At 46.2% G+C, this 17,831-nt stretch carries 16 protein-coding genes; 7 read left to right on the forward strand and 9 right to left on the reverse strand.

Features of this window, described 5'->3' with window-relative positions; all coding sequences use genetic code 11:
* The first annotated feature begins 7 nt into the window (after positions 1 to 7).
* The 4 genes from oppB (at position 8) to oppF (ending at position 3,882) form a co-directional block, all read left to right on the forward strand.
* A complete protein-coding gene (oppB, locus tag EDI28_RS01465; protein ID WP_128782066.1) occupies positions 8 to 928 on the forward strand; it encodes an oligopeptide ABC transporter permease OppB in 921 nt (306 codons plus the stop codon).
* A gap of 15 nt (positions 929 to 943) precedes the next feature.
* On the forward strand, positions 944 to 1,855 hold the full coding sequence (gene oppC, locus EDI28_RS01470; protein ID WP_128782945.1) for an oligopeptide ABC transporter permease OppC: 912 nt from the start codon (positions 944 to 946) through the stop codon (positions 1,853 to 1,855).
* Between the two features lie 72 nt (positions 1,856 to 1,927).
* The gene (locus EDI28_RS01475) at positions 1,928 to 2,893 is read left to right on the forward strand and encodes an ABC transporter ATP-binding protein (protein ID WP_128782067.1); all 966 of its coding nucleotides are present in this window, start codon (positions 1,928 to 1,930) and stop codon (positions 2,891 to 2,893) included.
* Positions 2,893 to 3,882, forward strand: a complete 990-nt coding sequence (gene oppF, locus EDI28_RS01480) for a murein tripeptide/oligopeptide ABC transporter ATP binding protein OppF (protein WP_128782068.1) — start codon at positions 2,893 to 2,895, stop codon at positions 3,880 to 3,882. Before EDI28_RS01475 ends, oppF begins: the two co-directional genes overlap by 1 nt.
* A gap of 142 nt (positions 3,883 to 4,024) precedes the next feature.
* On the opposite strand, the gene EDI28_RS01485 is transcribed toward oppF, so the two are convergent.
* The 7 genes from EDI28_RS01485 to rluE all read right to left on the reverse strand — a co-directional run bounded on the left by EDI28_RS01485 (position 4,025) and on the right by rluE (position 12,511).
* Positions 4,025 to 5,158, reverse strand: coding sequence for a ribosomal protein uL16 3-hydroxylase (locus tag EDI28_RS01485; RefSeq protein ID WP_128782069.1), 1,134 nt, complete (start codon positions 5,156 to 5,158; stop codon positions 4,025 to 4,027).
* Positions 5,159 to 5,298: 140 nt separating this feature from the next.
* Entirely contained in the window at positions 5,299 to 6,444 is a 1,146-nt protein-coding gene (norW, locus tag EDI28_RS01490) for an NADH:flavorubredoxin reductase NorW (protein ID WP_128782070.1), read from the reverse strand.
* An 11-nt stretch (positions 6,445 to 6,455) separates the two neighbouring features.
* Positions 6,456 to 7,985, reverse strand: a complete 1,530-nt coding sequence (gene norV / locus EDI28_RS01495; protein ID WP_128782071.1) for an anaerobic nitric oxide reductase flavorubredoxin — start codon at positions 7,983 to 7,985, stop codon at positions 6,456 to 6,458.
* Between the two features lie 254 nt (positions 7,986 to 8,239).
* Positions 8,240 to 9,610: an adenylosuccinate lyase gene (gene purB, locus EDI28_RS01500; protein ID WP_128782072.1), complete on the reverse strand. Its 1,371-nt coding sequence runs from the start codon at positions 9,608 to 9,610 to the stop codon at positions 8,240 to 8,242.
* A 149-nt stretch (positions 9,611 to 9,759) separates the two neighbouring features.
* Positions 9,760 to 10,377 carry a high frequency lysogenization protein HflD gene (gene hflD, locus EDI28_RS01505; protein WP_128782073.1) on the reverse strand — a complete coding sequence of 206 codons (618 nt, stop codon included), beginning with the start codon at positions 10,375 to 10,377 and terminating at the stop codon, positions 9,760 to 9,762.
* 14 nt (positions 10,378 to 10,391) lie between these two features.
* Entirely contained in the window at positions 10,392 to 11,507 is a 1,116-nt protein-coding gene (mnmA, locus tag EDI28_RS01510) for a tRNA 2-thiouridine(34) synthase MnmA (RefSeq protein WP_128782074.1), read from the reverse strand.
* A 368-nt stretch (positions 11,508 to 11,875) separates the two neighbouring features.
* The gene (rluE, locus tag EDI28_RS01515; protein ID WP_128782075.1) at positions 11,876 to 12,511 is read right to left on the reverse strand and encodes a 23S rRNA pseudouridine(2457) synthase RluE; all 636 of its coding nucleotides are present in this window, start codon (positions 12,509 to 12,511) and stop codon (positions 11,876 to 11,878) included.
* Positions 12,512 to 12,653: 142 nt separating this feature from the next.
* Between rluE and icd the strand changes: the two genes are divergently transcribed.
* Complete coding sequence (gene icd, locus EDI28_RS01520) at positions 12,654 to 13,904, forward strand: NADP-dependent isocitrate dehydrogenase (RefSeq protein ID WP_128782076.1); 1,251 nt, start codon at positions 12,654 to 12,656, stop codon at positions 13,902 to 13,904.
* 398 nt (positions 13,905 to 14,302) lie between these two features.
* Here icd and cspD read toward each other — a convergent pair whose 3' ends face one another.
* On the reverse strand, positions 14,303 to 14,524 hold the full coding sequence (gene cspD / locus EDI28_RS01525) for a cold shock domain-containing protein CspD (protein WP_128782077.1): 222 nt from the start codon (positions 14,522 to 14,524) through the stop codon (positions 14,303 to 14,305).
* A gap of 226 nt (positions 14,525 to 14,750) precedes the next feature.
* Between cspD and clpS the strand changes: the two genes are divergently transcribed.
* On the forward strand, positions 14,751 to 15,071 hold the full coding sequence (gene clpS, locus EDI28_RS01530) for an ATP-dependent Clp protease adapter ClpS (RefSeq protein ID WP_128782078.1): 321 nt from the start codon (positions 14,751 to 14,753) through the stop codon (positions 15,069 to 15,071).
* Positions 15,072 to 15,118: 47 nt separating this feature from the next.
* Positions 15,119 to 17,383 (forward strand): ATP-dependent Clp protease ATP-binding subunit ClpA, encoded by a 2,265-nt coding sequence (clpA, locus tag EDI28_RS01535; RefSeq protein ID WP_128782079.1) that lies wholly within the window; start codon positions 15,119 to 15,121, stop codon positions 17,381 to 17,383.
* 115 nt (positions 17,384 to 17,498) lie between these two features.
* Here the strand turns inward: clpA and infA are convergent, their stop codons facing one another.
* The gene (gene infA, locus EDI28_RS01540; protein WP_006231244.1) at positions 17,499 to 17,717 is read right to left on the reverse strand and encodes a translation initiation factor IF-1; all 219 of its coding nucleotides are present in this window, start codon (positions 17,715 to 17,717) and stop codon (positions 17,499 to 17,501) included.
* Between the last annotated feature and the right edge of the window lie 114 nt (positions 17,718 to 17,831).

Below are 17,831 nucleotides of genomic sequence, written 5' to 3' on the forward strand. Positions count from 1 at the left end.
GGAGTTTATGATTAAATTCATCGCAAAACGGATTTTTGAAGCAATACCAACCTTATTGGTATTAATTACGATCTCGTTTTTCCTTATGCGTTTTGCACCAGGCAACCCTTTTTCAAGCGAACGCCCGCTTCCTCCTGAAGTGATGGCTAATATCGAAGCAAAATATGGTCTAGATAAACCTGTATTTGAACAATATACAACTTATCTAGGAAATATTATCCAGGGTGATTTTGGCCCATCATTTAAATACAAAGACTTTACGGTTAATGAGCTGGTAACTAAGGCCCTGCCAGTTTCAGCCAAAATCGGATTCTTTGCCTTTATTTTTGCATTGGTGATGGGGGTCACCGTCGGCACCATTGCAGCATTGAAACAGAACAGCTGGATAGACTACACGATAATGTCCACCGCCATGGCCGGTGTGGTCATGCCGTCCTTTATCCTCGCTCCGGTATTGATTTATATCTTTTCGATTAACCTCGGTTGGCTGCCCGCAGGGGGCTGGCTTGATGGTTCGTTGAAATACATGCTACTGCCAATGTTCGGTATGTCGTTGCTGTATGTTGCTACGTTCGCTCGTATTACCCGTGGTAGTATGATTGAAACGTTGAACAGCAACTTTATCCGTACTGCACGAGCGAAAGGCCTGAGTTATCCGTACATTATTGTTAAGCATGCGTTGAAGCCTGCACTGTTGCCGGTTGTATCTTATATGGGTCCCGCTTTTGTCGGCATCATTACCGGTTCGGTTGTTATTGAAACGATCTTTGGTTTGCCGGGCATCGGTAAGCTCTTTGTTAACGCTGCCTTTAACCGTGATTACTCTCTGGTTCTTGGTATCACAATTCTAATCGGTACACTGACGATTATCTTCAATGCCATTGTCGATATTGTACTAGCGTACATTGATCCGAAAATCCGTTACTAAGGGGCCGAACAGATGATGCTTACTAAAAAAGACAATGTTGAGGCTGTTGAGAAGTTTTCAGAGCAATTGGAAATTGAAGGTCGCAGCCTATGGCAGGATGCGGGTATTCGTTTTAAGCGAAACAAGGCAGCAATGATCAGCCTTGCTATTTTGTCCTGTATTACACTCGCGGTTATTTTTGGTCCTATGTTCAGCTCGTATGCTTTCGATGATACCGACTGGTATGCGCTGCATGTGGCACCGAGCCTTGGCGCCGAGGGACACTTCTTTGGCACCGATAGTCTCGGTCGTGATTTATATACCCGTACGCTTATGGGCGGCCGAATTTCCTTGATGGTGGGAATTCTTGGGGCCTTGGTCGCCGTTGTAATTGGCACCTTGTATGGTGCGACTTCCGGTTTCATTGGTGGTCGAACCGACCGCGCAATGATGCGTATTCTGGAAATCCTTTATTCTATTCCGTTTATGTTCTTCGTGATCGTGCTGGTTACCTTTTTCGGCCGAAATATCATGCTGATCTTTGTCGCTATCGGGGCAATCTCATGGCTAGATATGGCACGTATCGTCCGCGGGCAGACATTGTCGCTGCGGAGTAAGGAGTTCATCGAAGCGGCGCATGTATCAGGTGTGAGCCGTTGGAGAATCATTACTCGTCATATTGTACCGAACGTTCTAGGTATTGTTGCTGTGTACTCAACCCTACTTGTACCTTCAATGATCCTGACTGAATCATTCTTAAGTTTCCTAGGCCTTGGTGTCCAGGAGCCAATGACAAGCTGGGGAGCCTTGCTGCAGGAAGGTTCTCAAACGATGGAGGTTGCTATCTGGCAATTGATGTTCCCAGCTGCGTTTATGGTGGTAACTTTGTTCTGCTTTAACTATGTGGGTGACGGTTTGCGTGACGCACTGGATCCAAAAGACAGATAAGAATGAATCGCTCTTTGGCTCATGGCAGACGAATGAAGTCATGAGCTGAAGGCGGAAGTATAAGGAAGTATTATGAGCTTATTAGATGTCAACGATCTACGCGTAGAATTTACAACACAAGACGGTATCGTCACCGCGGTTAACGATCTTAATTTTTCCCTACAGCAGGGTGAAACCCTGGGTATTGTGGGTGAGTCAGGTTCCGGTAAAAGTCAGACTGTTTTTGCCATTATGGGCCTGCTTGCCAAGAACGGTATTATCAGCGGTAGTGCCAAGTTTGAAGGCCGTGAAATTCTTAACCTGTCGGAGCGCGAGCTGAATAAAATTCGAGCCGAACAGATCGCTATGATCTTCCAGGATCCAATGACTTCGCTTAACCCTTATATGAAAGTGAGTGATCAGCTTATGGAAGTGCTGATGCTACATAAAGGGATGGGCAAGACTGAGGCATTTGAAGAAAGTGTTCGCATGCTGGATGCGGTTAAAATTCCTGAAGCGCGCAAGCGTATTACCATGTATCCGCATGAGTTTTCTGGCGGTATGCGTCAGCGTGTAATGATCGCAATGGCATTACTGTGTCGCCCTAAACTGTTGATTGCCGATGAGCCAACCACAGCGTTGGATGTAACAGTTCAGGCTCAGATCATGGAAATGCTGAATGAGCTGAAAAATGATTTTAATACCGCGATCATCATGATTACCCACGATCTGGGTGTGGTTGCCGGTAGTTGTGACAAAGTGCTGGTGATGTATGCTGGCCGTACGATGGAATACGGTAAAATCAACGAAATTTTCTATAAGCCATCGCACCCCTATACCGAAGGTTTGCTTAAAGCTATCCCTCGCCTAGATACTGACGGGGAGGAGTTACCAACCATTCCTGGTAATCCGCCTAACTTACTACGCCTGCCGGTTGGCTGTCCTTACCAGGAACGATGCCATAGGGTATCAAGTCGCTGTACGCAGGAAGCTCCTGCTTTGAAAGACTTTGCCGAAGGTCGTTTACGTGCGTGTTTTTCTGATATGGGGACGTGGTAATGGAAGCTCAAAAAAACCTACTGTTAGATATTAAAGATTTGAAAGTCCACTTCAATATTGCGCCTAAATCAGCATGGCCATGGAGCAAGCCATCAAAGCTAAAGGCGGTCGATGGGGTTGGTATTCGTCTTTATGAAGGTGAGACGTTAGGTGTTGTTGGTGAATCTGGTTGTGGTAAGTCGACGTTTGCCCGTGCGGTAATTGGTTTGGTCGAAGCCACCGAGGGTAATGTTGTATGGCTAGGGAAGGATCTGACAAAGCTGGATCACGCTGCTATGCGAGAAAAGCGCAAAGAGATTCAGATGATTTTTCAGGATCCGCTGGCCTCGTTGAACCCCCGAATGACTGTCGGCGAGATTATCGCTGAGCCGCTGAAGGCATTCTATCCAAAACTTGCTGTTGACGATGTAAAAGAGCAAGTCAAAGCGATGATGGCAAAAGTTGGACTACTGCCTAACGTAATCAACCGCTATCCTCACGAATTCTCCGGTGGCCAGTGTCAGCGTATCGGTATTGCTCGTGCATTGATCTTGAAGCCCAAACTGATTATTTGCGATGAGCCAGTTTCTGCGTTAGACGTTTCGATCCAGGCTCAGGTTGTGAACTTGCTGAAATCTTTACAGAAAGAGATGGGTTTGAGCTTGATCTTTATCGCTCATGATTTATCAGTGGTAAAACACATTTCAGACCGCGTTTTGGTGATGTATTTGGGTAATGCGGTAGAAATGGGTGAAGGGGAAGCATTGTGTGCCGAGCCTAAGCATCCTTATACCAAGGCGTTGATGTCAGCAGTTCCAATCCCGGATCCGGATCTGGAACGAAAGAAGCATATTGAATTGCTGGAGGGTGAATTGCCCTCGCCGATGAATCCGCCATCAGGGTGTGTTTTCCGCACGCGTTGTCCTCAGGCAACACCATCTTGTGCTGATAAGAAACCTCAGCTAGAAGGCGGAGATATTCATGCGGTTGCTTGTCTGAATGCCCATTAATTTAAGCCTGTGACAGGCTTTAGGCGCGGTGTCAAAGCCGCGCTTTTTTTTGTTTGATTTTTTCAATGTTGTTTTATTATCCAACAGGGTAGCAGGCGCCGCAGCACATTCATGAACGATGGCGCCTGTTTAATTTCAGTGGTTAGTCTACTGGATACCAATAGCCCAAGTTGACTAACTGAGTTAGAAGGGCAATGAATGCCGGGTGGTCGAGTTGCTTGCCTAGTGAGGCACTGGTGATTTGTTCCTCGTCACATAGATACGTGGCTGCAGAGCCACATTCTTCCGGAAGTTCAAAACGATCGCCGTTAATGTAGAGAATATGTGGCTGCTCGGGATAGTAAAATGCTCGCAGACCGCCAAGGCGTTTCATTATCTCACCGCTTTCTAGGAACTGATAAGTTTCGCTGTTTTGCCATGGCGGCTCGGCTGAAATGATATCCAGCTCATGACGGCTGTTGCTCAGGTGCTCACCCATCCATTGTTTTATTAGGTGGGGGTGGTTCAGCAAGCTGCGCATCATTGCTTCCAGATCCTGATATTCAGCGTCTAGAATAGCGCCGCTGTTATTACGAGCTGGTAAGTCGGGGTTATGATAATGAATATCACCAATTTCATTGGCGATGGCAAAGTCAGCGAAGCTGCTCAGAAGCTCTTGTTTTTTTGGTGAACGGAAACCGACAGAAAAGCTCATTGAGGTTTCGAGGGCATAGCCATCATGTGGGAAGCCCGGAGGAATATATAAAATATCACCAGGTTCCATAATCTCATCAATGATTGGCTCAAACTCCTTGATTTGGCGTAGTGCCGGGTGACGAAACTCTTCTTCATAGTTGTCTTTTTTCGGGCCGACGCGCCAGCGCCGTTTACCGGAGCCCTGGGTGATGAATACATCATATTGATCAATGTGCGGACCGACACCGCCCCCTGGAGTAGAGTAGCTGATCATGAGATCGTCAAATAACCAATTAGGCAGCTGACGAAAAGGAGTGACAAGCTCCGCTGCTCCCTCGTGCCAGTGGTTCGCTGCTTGTACAATAAATGACCAGTTGTCTTCCGGTAAATTGTCGAAGTTCAGTGGACCGTGAGAAACATCCCACTCTTCACCATGTTTGGCGATATAACGTGAATCGACTTCTTCTTCCATTGCCAGTCCGGCAAGTTCGTCTGGGCTGATTGGGTCAACAAAGTCCTTGAAGCCCCCCTTTATAATCGTGGGTTTTTTCTGCCAGTATTCGGAGAGGAATTCTGCAAATGAGAAAGTAAGCTGGTACATGTACAGTCTTATATCGTTGAGCTAAGTGCCGAGTATAGCGCAAAGTGTATTGTGACTATTGGTTGAGATGAAAAAAAGGGAAGCTGAGGTAGCTTCCCTAACTGAAATCCATTTCGTGCAGTGTTTTATCAAAACTAAGGTTATTCAGCTGGCAATAGGCGTAACAACGGGAAGGCTGCTTTTAACTGGTTGTGACTGACGATAAACCCAATCAGGTTGGCAGTTTCTTTATCGTAGGCCTTGGCAATTAAGCCGTTTGGCTCGTTAGTCACTTCCCAGGAGGCATTCTCATCGGTTGTATTGCCCGATAGGTGCAGTGGTAGCCATGGGGTTTTCGCCTTCACCAAACTTGCCGGAAGATGAACCGGACTTGGTGTGCCCAGCAATGTTTTTGCTAATGTCATAGCGCACAGCATTGCTGGCTGAATAAATGCGCGTACCTTGCCATCGAGTTCGGCGCAATCACCTAATGCAAATACACTCGGTGCAGATGTTTGCATCATTCTATCGACGACAATCCCTCGGTTAACGGCAATGTTGGCTTGCTGGGCTAACTGAGTATTCGGTGTTAGCCCCATTGCGGCGATAACCACGTCGGCTTCAATGTACTGTTTATCAGCCAGAGAAGTCACGAGTTGTTGATGATGGCGATTAATACTTGCTACCGTGTTATCTAGCTGAATATTAACCCCCTTTTGTGCCATAGCCTGATACAGGCTGGAGCTGATAAATGGTGGTAGCAGCGTTGGCATCAAGTTGGGGGCTTTATCGCAAAGCGTTACCTGCTTGCCCGAACTTGCCAAATCCATCGCAATCTCGGTACCGATTAAACCTGCGCCTAATACCAACACTGATTTTGCACGGGCAAGCTTGTCTTGCTGGCTTTGGTATTCCGCTAAGCTATTTAGTGTCACGATATCTTCGGTTGCATTGCCTGCAAAACTAGGAACAAATGCTGATGATCCGGTTGCCAGAACTAAGTCCGAATAAACTATAGATTGCTTATCGTAGTGAACTGTTTTGTTCTCTGTATCAATTGCATCAACACGGGTGTTGTTGATGAGTAAGATGTTATTTGCTGAGGCAAACTCGCTGGCCGTCTGTTTAACCAAATCATTAGCAGTCTGTTGTTTGCTAAAGACATGACTGAGATCAGGCTTTGAGTAATCATCACCATTGTCACCTGTTATGACGGTGATTGGGGTTTCAGCATTGAGTTTGCGAAGAGACTTTACCAACTGGTAAGCGGCAAAGCCGCTCCCAATAATAATAATGTGCTTATCCATGACTTATATCCTCAGGCAATAGGTTCAAAGACTTCTTTACCGATGCCGCAATCAGGGCAGAGGAAATAATCGGGTACGTCAGCCCAAGCGGTGCCCGGTGCAACATCTTGGTTCGGTTCGCCTTGTTCTGGGTCGTAAACCCATTGGCAGACGGTGCAAAGCTGTTTTTGTTTGTTTCCTGCTGAGGCTCTGTCTTGCGTGGTAGACGCAGGGCTATGGCTGCTAGGTGTTGCTGGTTGGGCCGTAGATTGAGCCATAGATTGAGCCATAGGTTGAGCAAGAGATACCTCAGGTGCTGCGCTCGCTTTGACGTGTGATACTGATTCCGGAGTTTCTGTGATAGGTTGCAATGCCCATTCGCGTGCAATCTGTCGGCCGTGCTCACGGCACTCTTCCAATGCTTTGCCATCCGGGCGCCATTTGGTTTTCATGCCAATCGTGGTAAAGAAACCAGCATCGGTAAGACGTGCATGGATACGGTCAACTGCACCACCATTCCAGCCGTAGCTACCAAATGCGCCTGCTTTTTTACCTTTAAAACGGAGGCCGGTAATTTCCTCCAGCATGCCTGCGATTTTAGGCATCATTACGTTGTTCATGGTTGATGAGCCAACCAGTATTCCTTTAGAGCCAAAGACATTGGTTAGAATTTCATTTTTGTCATGACGTGACACGTTGAAGATCTTCACTGCCACATTTGGGTCGACTTCAGTGATACCTTGTGCGATGCCATCGGCCATCATGCGGGTGTTGTTTGACATTGAATCATAGAAAATGGTGATTTTGTCTTCTTTATATTCGTCGGCCCACTCCAGATACTTCTCAATGATCTGAGTTGGATTATCACGCCAAATCACCCCGTGTGAAGTCGCTACCATATCTACCGGTAAATTAAAGCCAAGAACTTCATGGATTTTTGCGGTTACCAACGGGCTAAATGGCGTCAGAATATTTGCGTAGTAGCGCAGGCATTGCTCCATGAGTTCGGTATATTCGACTTCGTCGTTGAACAGGCGCTCATCACAGTAATGCTGACCGAAAGCATCGTTACTGAAGAGTACTGCATCTTCTGTCATGTAAGTCATCATGCTGTCTGGCCAGTGCAGCATCGGTGTTTCAATGAAGACTAATGACTTACCGTTGCCAATATCAATGGAGTCACCGGTTTTAACAACATTGAAATTCCACTCTGGGTGGTGATGGTGACCGGTGATTGAGTCTATGGCATTTTCAGTACAATAAATTGGCGTGTTAGGGATTTTGCTCATTAGTAGCGATAACGCACCAGCGTGATCTTCTTCAGCATGGTTGATCACAATAAGGTCGATATCGTTGAGGTTGATCTCTTGCTCAAGTTGCAGAACAAAGTCATAGCTAAATTTATGATCAACGGTATCGATTAACACGTTCTTACCTTCACGAATGAGGTAGCTATTGTAACTTGTTCCTTTAAGCGTTTTATATTCGGTACCGTGGAAATCCCGCACTTCCCAATCGCGTTGGCCAACCCAGTGAATATTGTTTTTAACGTGAATAGACATAACTGCTACCTATGTGTTTTTAAAAGGTGTATTTTGAGTGCATGTTATACCTCGGGGGCTTTTGTTGGCAAGTTAAACACGCATAAAAAATGCATGTTAATTTCATATCATTGTTTTTTATAATTTAAAATCAATTTTGGCAAAGGTGGTTTTAGACGGAAACCGGAACAGACGAAATGGGCAGTATAAAAAACAGGCACAAAAAAAGGATTAGCCACAAGACTAATCCTTACGTATTTTAAACAGACTGTAACTTATAGTTGGTCTGTTAGCTTAACTGCATCACCGATGTAATTTGCAGGTGTCATCTCTTTCAGGCGTACTTTCTCGTGCTCAGGAAGCTCAAGGCCGTCGATGAAATTACGCATGCCTTCACCGTCAACACGCTTACCTCGAGTTAGCTCTTTTAGCTTTTCATAAGGTTTTTCGATGCCGTAGCGACGCATAACTGTCTGTACTGGCTCAGCCAATACTTCCCAGTTCCTATCTAATTCAGCTTCAAGTGCAGCTTGGTTAACTTCCAGCTTGCTAATACCCTTCAGGGTAGAAGTGTAAGCAATAATGGCATAGCCACAACCAACACCCAGATTACGCAGAACCGTTGAGTCAGTCAGATCTCGCTGCCAGCGAGAAACAGGCAGTTTCTGTGCCAGGTGAGAGAAGATGGCATTTGCTAGGCCCAGGTTACCTTCGGAGTTTTCGAAGTCGATTGGATTAACTTTATGCGGCATGGTCGATGAACCGATTTCACCGGCAATTGTCTTCTGCTTGAAATGGCCAAGAGCGATGTAGCCCCAAACATCACGATCGAAGTCTAGAAGAATGGTGTTGAAACGTGCGATTGCATCAAATAGCTCTGCAATGTAATCGTGCGGTTCGATCTGCGTTGTGTATGGGTTCCACGTTACGCCAAGAGATTCAGTGATGAATTCTTCGCTGAACTGGTGCCAGTCAACTTCAGGATAAGCAGAGATGTGTGCGTTGTAGTTGCCTACAGCACCGTTGATTTTCGCCAGAATTTCAACGCTCTCGATTTGCTTGAACTGGCGTTCCATGCGGTACGCCACGTTTGCCATTTCTTTACCCATAGTCGATGGAGAAGCTGGCTGACCGTGTGTACGAGACAGTAGTGGAATTTCACGGTACTCGTTAGCCAATGCTTTAATCGCATCGATAACGTTACGGATTTCAGGAAGGATCACAGTCTCACGCGCTTCGTGTAGCATTAGGGCGTGAGAAGTATTGTTGATATCTTCAGATGTACAAGCAAAGTGAATGAATTCGTTCACTGCGTGCAGTTCTGGTACTTCAGCTACTTTTTCTTTCAGGAAGTATTCAACAGCTTTAACATCGTGGTTAGTTGTGCGCTCAATCGTCTTGATACGTTGCGCATCTTCTTCACTAAATTCAGCAGCAATGCGATCTAGAAATGCATTTGCTTCGTTGCTGAATGCAGGAACTTCCACGATAGCGTCAGTAGCAGCCAGTTTTTGTAACCAACGGATTTCAACGATTGTGCGGTACTTTAGCAGTCCATATTCACTGAAAATGCTGCGTAGTGCACTAGTTTTACTTCCGTAGCGGCCGTCTACCGGGGAAACAGCAGTCAATGCTGACAGTTCCATGTTGCTCTCCTGATTAATAAGGGGTTTAAACAATGTGTTGCTGTAACCGTTAGTGAACTGTGAGTGATGTCTGTCGAACACTCACAGCGAACTAAACCGTTATTGTTTCTGGTGCTCATCGATAGGCTCGATAAGCTCCTAGTATGTATTTAGCTGCGGGCAAGTAAGATTTTTGCCTGCTCGACCATCTGTTTACGGCCAAAAATCAGGTGGCGGCGCTTACCTCCGACCTGACGCCAGAGTACCGCACCACGTACTGCAGCAAGCAACAGGGCTCGCACTTTATGCTGTACGTTTTGTTGCTGCAGGTGAGCCGGTGTGCCTGTTACTTGGATACGAGGCCCAAGAGGGCTGATTATATCCAGGTAAACATTAGCCAGGTTGCTTACCATTTGATCATCGAGCAATTCGAAATGATCAATCTGGCGCTTGGCTGTATCTATTCGGTCACCCAGCTGTGCCATACTGTCACGGCGGCTGGATAGCTTACGCTCCAGTGCCATGACACTGACAAGGTAACGGGTAATTTCGTTACCTGATGGTGTGCTGTCAATCTCTGCTGATAATGTTTCCAAGCCAATACGCAGATTGGCTTCACAGCCAAAGATTTCGATTGTGTTGGATGGGTCTGTTACCACAATACTGTTTAAACAGGCTTCCAATGCATCGCGATCACAAGTGCCGTCTCGGGCAATCTGTTGAACTAGTTTGACTGCCTGACAAATGCCGGCAAACGCGATGGTACGGTCATATAAAGTTTGTGCCACGTGCGACAACTCCCTTAGATTCGCTGCTCAATAATACCGCCACCCAGACAAACATCGCCGCTGTAGAACACAGCAGACTGGCCCGGAGTAACTGCAATTTGAGGTTCATCAAATATCACTTTGATGTTCTCATCATCGATAGGGATGATGGTACAAGGAATATCTTGCTGACGGTAACGAGTTTTTACCGTACATGTTAGCGGCTCACGAATTGGTAGGCGATCAACCCAGTCAAGCTGTGCTGCAATCAGACCATTTGATTGTAGGCGAGGGTGATCTTTACCCTGACCAACGATAAGTACGTTACGCTCGACATCTTTATCGACCACGTACCATGCATCCTCGTTGCCGCCACCGCCTTTTTGGCCACCGATGTGAAGACCTTTTCGCTGCCCCAGAGTGTGGTACATCAGACCTTGGTGCTGGCCAATCACGGTGCCGTTATCAGCCGTTTCGATGTTACCTGGCTGCGCTGGCAGGTATTTGCCTAGAAACTCGGTAAACTTACGTTCACCAATAAAGCAGATACCGGTTGAATCTTTTTTCTTCGCAGTTATTAGGCCTTGTTCTTCAGCAATACGGCGAACTTCTGGTTTTTCCAGTTCACCGACAGGGAACAGGCTGCGAGCGATCTGCTCGTGGCTAAGGGTATACAGGAAATAGCTCTGATCTTTATTGTTATCTACGCCGCGCAGCATTTGAGGCTTCTCGCCTTCCACACTCGGGAAGCTGCGGCGGGTGTAGTGACCCATAGCAATGTAGTCAGCTTCCAGAACTTCATCGGCAAATTCCAAAAACGCTTTGAATTTAATTTCTTTGTTGCAAAGAATATCCGGGTTCGGGGTTCGCCCTGCTTTATACTCCGCGAGGAAGTATTCAAACACATTGTCCCAGTACTCAGCTGCAAAGTTGATGGTATGCAAGTGAATACCCAGTTTGTCACATACAGCTTGTGCATCAGCGAGATCTTCTGCGGCAGAACAGTACTCTTCATTATCATCTTCTTCCCAGTTCTTCATGAACAGGCCTTCAACTTGGTAGCCTTGTTGAAGTAGCAAGTAAGCTGATACTGAGGAATCAACGCCGCCGGACATACCGACAATGACTTTTTTCTGGCTGTTATCTGACATATTTCTCTTCAGTCGTTAATAGTGTTAAGAGCGTAATTCTAACAGAAAGCTTTTTCGCGAAACAGAGCGAGAGCAGAATCACACTTTAATAATTTTATCGTCTTTTCGTATTACCAACCAGGTGTGCAAAAAAGTAATTAAAATGAGTGTTATAAACGACAAGAACATAGCAAAAATACGATGGTATCCATGCATCACCAGTTGATGCCCCATGCTGACGCAAACGTTTGCCTTGTGGTGGCTATGATAGATTAACCCGGGGCCAATGTGTAGTTTTTTCGGTATGGTCTTTCGCGTGGAAACTTGAAGAGATTGGTGTAAGCCGGCAACCGTGACAATGACTGCCGGCAAAGTATCTATTGTGCTGCTTAAGGTAGAGTGACTTCACGCCATTCGCCCGGAGGCAAGTCGTCGATTGTCCAGTCTGCCATTCTGTGGCGGATGAGTCGCAAGGTCGGAAAGCCTATATGCGCTGTCATACGTCTTACCTGGCGGTTGCGTCCCTCTTTCAGGGTTATTGCAAGCCAGGTGGTAGGGATGCTTTTACGCTCGCGGATCGGTGGGTTACGGTCCCATACTGTGGGTTGCTCCATACGCTCGACACCGGCTGGGAGGGTCGGGCCATCTTTCAGTGTAACGCCTTTGCGGAGTTGGTCGAGTTGCTCATCGCTTGGCGCGCCTTCAATCTGGACCCAGTATGTTTTGGGCTGTTTGGATTTCGGTTGCGTGAGGCGGGCTTGCAGCACACCGTCATTGGTCAAAACCAACAAACCTTCGCTGTCCTTGTCGAGCCTTCCTGCCGGGTAAACGTCTTTAACCGGGATGAAATCAGACAGAGTTTTATCCCCCAGTTCGCCGCTGAACTGGGTCAAAACGTTATATGGTTTGTTAAATAATATGATCTTTTGCGGGCCGCGAGGCCGTTTGGGTTTATTAAATTTTCTTGATGCTCTACGCTCATTGTTAGAACGTTTTGGTTGACGCGATGAGGTGTTTGGCTTCATAAATAGCGTGCTGTGCTGGGGGTGACTAAATTGACCCGCCTATTATACGCTAAAAATAACCCGAGTGGCGTATCGATAAAATTTCAAGTATGATTTGCCCGCATCTTACAAAAAGATAACAAATGGACGCTAGGAGATTTAAATGGATAGTAAAGTAGTTGTACCAGTTGAAGGTCAGAAAATTACTCTTGACTCAGAAGGTAAACTGGTCGTTCCTAACAACCCGGTAATTCCATACATCGAAGGCGATGGTATCGGTGTTGATGTAAGCCCTGCAATGATCAAAGTTGTTGATGCGGCAGTAGAAAAAGCCTATGCAGGCGATCGTAAAATTGAGTGGATGGAAATCTACACTGGTGAGAAATCAACTCAGGTTTACGGTGAAGACGCATGGTTACCACAAGAAACTTTAGAGTTCATTCGTGACTACAAAGTTGCAATTAAAGGTCCTTTGACTACACCGGTAGGTGGTGGTATTCGTTCACTTAACGTTGCCCTACGTCAAGAGCTTGACCTATACATTTGTGTTCGCCCGGTTCGCTATTTTGATGGCGTACCAAGCCCACTTAAACGCCCTGATCTAACTGATATGGTTATCTACCGTGAAAACTCGGAAGATATCTATGCGGGTGTTGAGTTCCAGGCGGGTACTGAGGAAGCAGACAAAGTTATTAAGTTCCTACAAGACGAAATGGGAGCAACCAAAATTCGCTTCCCACAACAGTGTGGCGTAGGTATTAAGCCTGTTTCTGAAGAAGGTACTAAGCGTCTTGTGCGTGCTGCCGTTCAGTATACGATTGACAACGATCGTGACTCGTTGACGCTGGTTCACAAAGGTAACATCATGAAGTTCACCGAAGGTGCCTTCAAGGATTGGGGTTACGAAGTGGCTGCGGAATTCGGTGCTGAGCTACTCGATGGTGGCCCGTGGATGACACTGAAAAACCCTAATACGGGTAAAGAGATCATTATCAAGGACAGTATCGCTGATGCCTTCCTGCAGCAAATCCTACTTCGCCCAGCGGAGTATGATGTGATTGCAACGATGAACCTTAATGGTGACTATGTCTCTGATGCACTGGCTGCACAGGTTGGTGGTATTGGTATTGCTCCGGGCGCAAACATTGGTGATGGTGTAGCGTTGTTCGAAGCAACTCACGGTACTGCGCCTAAGTACGCTGGCCAGGATAAAGTAAACCCAGGTTCACTGATCCTTTCTGCTGAGATGATGCTTCGTCACCTAGGCTGGACAGAAGCGGCAGATCTGATTATCAGCTCGATGGAGTCGGCAATTAGTAACAAGACAGTAACTTATGACTTTGAGCGCCAGATGGAAGGTGCAAGATTGCGTAAGTGTTCTGAGTTTGCTGATGACATGATTGAGCAAATGTAATACGTTTTATCCATTCGGATAAACAAAGGCTCAGCTTTGGCTGGGCCTTTTTATTGGGCGCGGTTTGTATGCTCTTAGCATCTTTAGCTGTAACTGTCTGAAACAGACGCTGAGCTCCTCATTTCTGCTACTGTGAAGTAAGGGCAAGATGTTCGCCGGCGTTATTTTAGCTTATGATAGAAGGTAAGGCTGCAAAGAGCTTGTAATTGTTAATAGAAATGTTAATAGTTGTGCGATTGGGTTATTCAATGAATATTCACTTTAAGCATGTGGCGAGCTATCCGGAACTGCCTGTTGATGAGTGAATTATAAGCAGGTTGTAAGGGTGGTTTTAGGTGGTAACAAAAAAGGCGAGCAAGTGCTCACCTTAGAAGTTGATGTACAAAGTTGAAAGTGGATTATTTTACCATTTCACCTTCGACAGGGACTATCTCTCTGGCATGGAACCCTTTAGGACCCGTCTCAACAGTATAGTTGACCTGCTGGCCAGCCTTGAGAGTTCGGTATCCATCCATCTGGATAGTTGAATAGTGTGCAAAAATATCGCCTTCGCCACTTTCTGGGCAGATAAAACCGAAGCCTTTTGCGTTATTGAACCATTTAACTGTACCTGTTGCCATGCTTTACATCCCTCTTTGCATTCAAGTTCCATTTTGCATCAGTGTGCCGTTCCTTTTTACCACGACTTGCATACTAATGCTATTTTGATGCAGTTAATATCTACTACAGGTTACACTTTAGTAAAAAGAGCTAGACAGTCAAGTGCATATTATAACATTTTCATAAAATCCTTGTTTCTATGCAGATGATGTAGCAAGCGCTTGAACAAATGACTAAGATGAGATTATGAGCAAGTTATATGAATGGATTATTCCTGAGTCTGACGTATTAGACGAGGAGGATACTCAGGTTAAGCCACCATCGATGTATAAAGTTATTTTGAACAATGATGATTACACACCGATGGATTTTGTGATAGAAGTGTTAAAGAAGTTCTTCTCCATGGATCTGGAGAAAGCCACACAGTTGATGCTTACTGTGCATTACGAAGGGAAAGCAGTATGTGGAACCTTTACCGCTGAAGTCGCCGAGACGAAGGTGGCACAAGTGATGATGTATGCAAGGGAGCATGAACATCCGCTACTGTGTACTAAGGAAAAAGCTTGAACTTTTTCCGGCACACCATTTTGAGTGGTATTTAGGGGAGGTGCCTTATGCTAAACAAAGAACTTGAAGCAAGTCTGAACGGTGCATTCGCAAGAGCAAGGGAAAAGCGCCATGAATTTATGACCGTTGAGCATCTGCTCTTGGCATTGTTAGACAATGCAGCCGCCCAAGAGGCGCTGTTAGCTTGCCGAGCTGATCTTGATACATTACGCAAAGAGCTTGATTCCTTTATCGAGCAAACGACACCGCTGATCCCAGCTGATGATGAAAGCCGCGAGACCCAGCCTACGCTGAGTTTCCAGCGCGTGCTTCAGCGTGCTGTTTTCCATGTTCAGTCTTCTGGTCGAAGTGAAGTCACCGGTGCTAATGTACTGGTTGCCATTTTCAGCGAACAGGAATCTCATGCTGCCTATCTACTGAAGAAGAGTGATATTAGCCGCCTTGATGTGGTTAACTTTATTTCCCACGGTACAGTCAAAGACAGTGACAATGATGACCTTAACGGTCCTGATGTCGGTGGTGACGAGCCGCGTGCCGAGCAGAGTTCAGAAGATAAGCTAGAGAATTTTGCAACAAACCTTAATCAGCTGGCGCGAGCTGGTGGTATCGATCCGCTAATCGGTCGAGATCATGAACTAGAGCGTACAGTACAGGTTCTGTGTCGTCGAAGAAAAAATAATCCACTGCTGGTGGGTGAGGCTGGTGTCGGTAAAACGGCTATCGCAGAAGGCCTGGCATGGAGAATCGTTGAAGGCCAAGTGCCGGAAATTATCAAAGACTGTGTGATTTTCTCATTGGATATTGGTTCTTTGCTTGCAGGGACTAAATACCGTGGTGACTTCGAGAAGCGCTTTAAAGGCATTTTGAAGCAGCTAGAGAAAGAAGATCATGCGGTGCTATTTATCGATGAGATCCACACTATCATCGGGGCTGGTGCAGCCTCTGGCGGTCAGGTCGATGCGGCGAACCTACTCAAACCACTGTTAAGCAGCGGTAAGATACGTTGTATGGGGTCGACGACCTACCAGGAATACAGCAATATCTTTGAGAAAGAACGTGCATTATCACGCCGTTTCCAAAAAATTGATATTGTCGAGCCATCATTGGACGATACCACCAAAATCCTGATGGGGCTGAAGCCTAAATACGAAGCTCACCACGAGGTACGCTTTACCAATAAAGCCATCCGTGCTGCGGTAGAGCTTTCTGCAAAATACATTAACGAGCGCCATTTGCCGGATAAAGCAATTGACGTGATTGACGAGGCGGGAGCGCGTTGCCGTTTGGCACCTGCAAGCCGTCGTAAGAAAACCGTTAATGTCAGTGACATCGAGGCAATGATTGCCAAGATGGCACGTATTCCGGAGAAATCGGTATCATCGAGTGATCGTGATGTACTGCAGAAACTGGACAGCAAGCTGAAAATGCTGGTATTTGGTCAGGATCCCGCTATCGATGTACTGACTGAAGCGATCAAGTTGAGCCGTGCAGGACTGGGGGCAGACAACAAGCCTGTTGGTTCCTTCCTGTTTGCTGGCCCGACAGGGGTCGGTAAGACTGAGGTGACAGTACAGTTGGCACGAACACTGGGTATCGAGCTATTACGTTTCGATATGTCCGAGTATATGGAGCGCCATACGGTGAGCCGTTTGATTGGTGCACCTCCTGGCTACGTAGGCTATGACCAAGGTGGTTTGCTGACAGATGCAGTGATCAAAAATCCACATTCCGTCGTACTGCTGGATGAGATCGAAAAAGCTCATCCGGATGTATTCAACCTGTTGCTACAGGTAATGGATAACGGTACGTTGACAGATAACAACGGTCGCAAAGCCGATTTCCGAAATGTGATTTTAGTTATGACGACAAATGCGGGTGTTAAAGAGACAGTACGCAAGTCAATTGGCTTAATTCAGCAGGACCACAGTCTAGATGCAATGTCGGAAATCAAACGAATCTTCACCCCTGAGTTCCGCAATCGTCTAGATGGTATTATTTGGTTCAACCATCTTGAAAAAGATGTCATTTCGCAAGTGGTTGATAAGTTTATCGTTGAATTGCAGGCACAGCTTGATGCCCGCGGTGTTTCGATGGAAGTATCATCTCAAGCACGCGAGTGGTTGGCTAATAAAGGATATGATAAAGCAATGGGTGCTCGTCCTATGGCACGTGTCATTCAAGATAATCTGAAAAAACCGATGGCGAATGAGCTTCTGTTTGGCTGTTTGGTTAACGGTGGTTCGGTGCGTGTCGATATTGTCAACGATGAACTGGACTTCCAGTTCAGCAGTGAAATGGAACCGGCTCACTAATTGTTAGTGTTCTGATTGTAAAAGAACCGCCATAACGGCGGTTCTTTTTATGCGTAATAAAATAAAACCCGACACATGGTCGGGTTTTATTTGCATTCTTTAATCTTGGTTAAGATTAACGTGCGCGGAAGACGATGCGGCCTTTAGTCAGGTCGTATGGAGTCAGTTCCACAGTTACCTTATCACCAGTAAGAATACGGATGTAGTTCTTGCGCATTTTACCAGAGATATGAGCGGTAACTACGTGACCGTTTTCCAGCTCAACGCGGAACATTGTATTCGGTAGTGTATCTTGTACAGTACCTTGCATTTCAATTACGTCTTCTTTTGCCATTGAATCCTCTTAGGCTACCAGCCATGCTTCTGATCGGGCCGGATAATGCCTTGAAACTGTTTGAGTGTAAAGTTTAGGTCGCAATTTTACCCTTGCCGCTACCCTTTGTCAGCT

This window comes from Photobacterium chitinilyticum (assembly GCF_004104355.1).
In the GTDB taxonomy this organism is placed as follows: Bacteria; Pseudomonadota; Gammaproteobacteria; order Enterobacterales; family Vibrionaceae; genus Photobacterium; species Photobacterium chitinilyticum.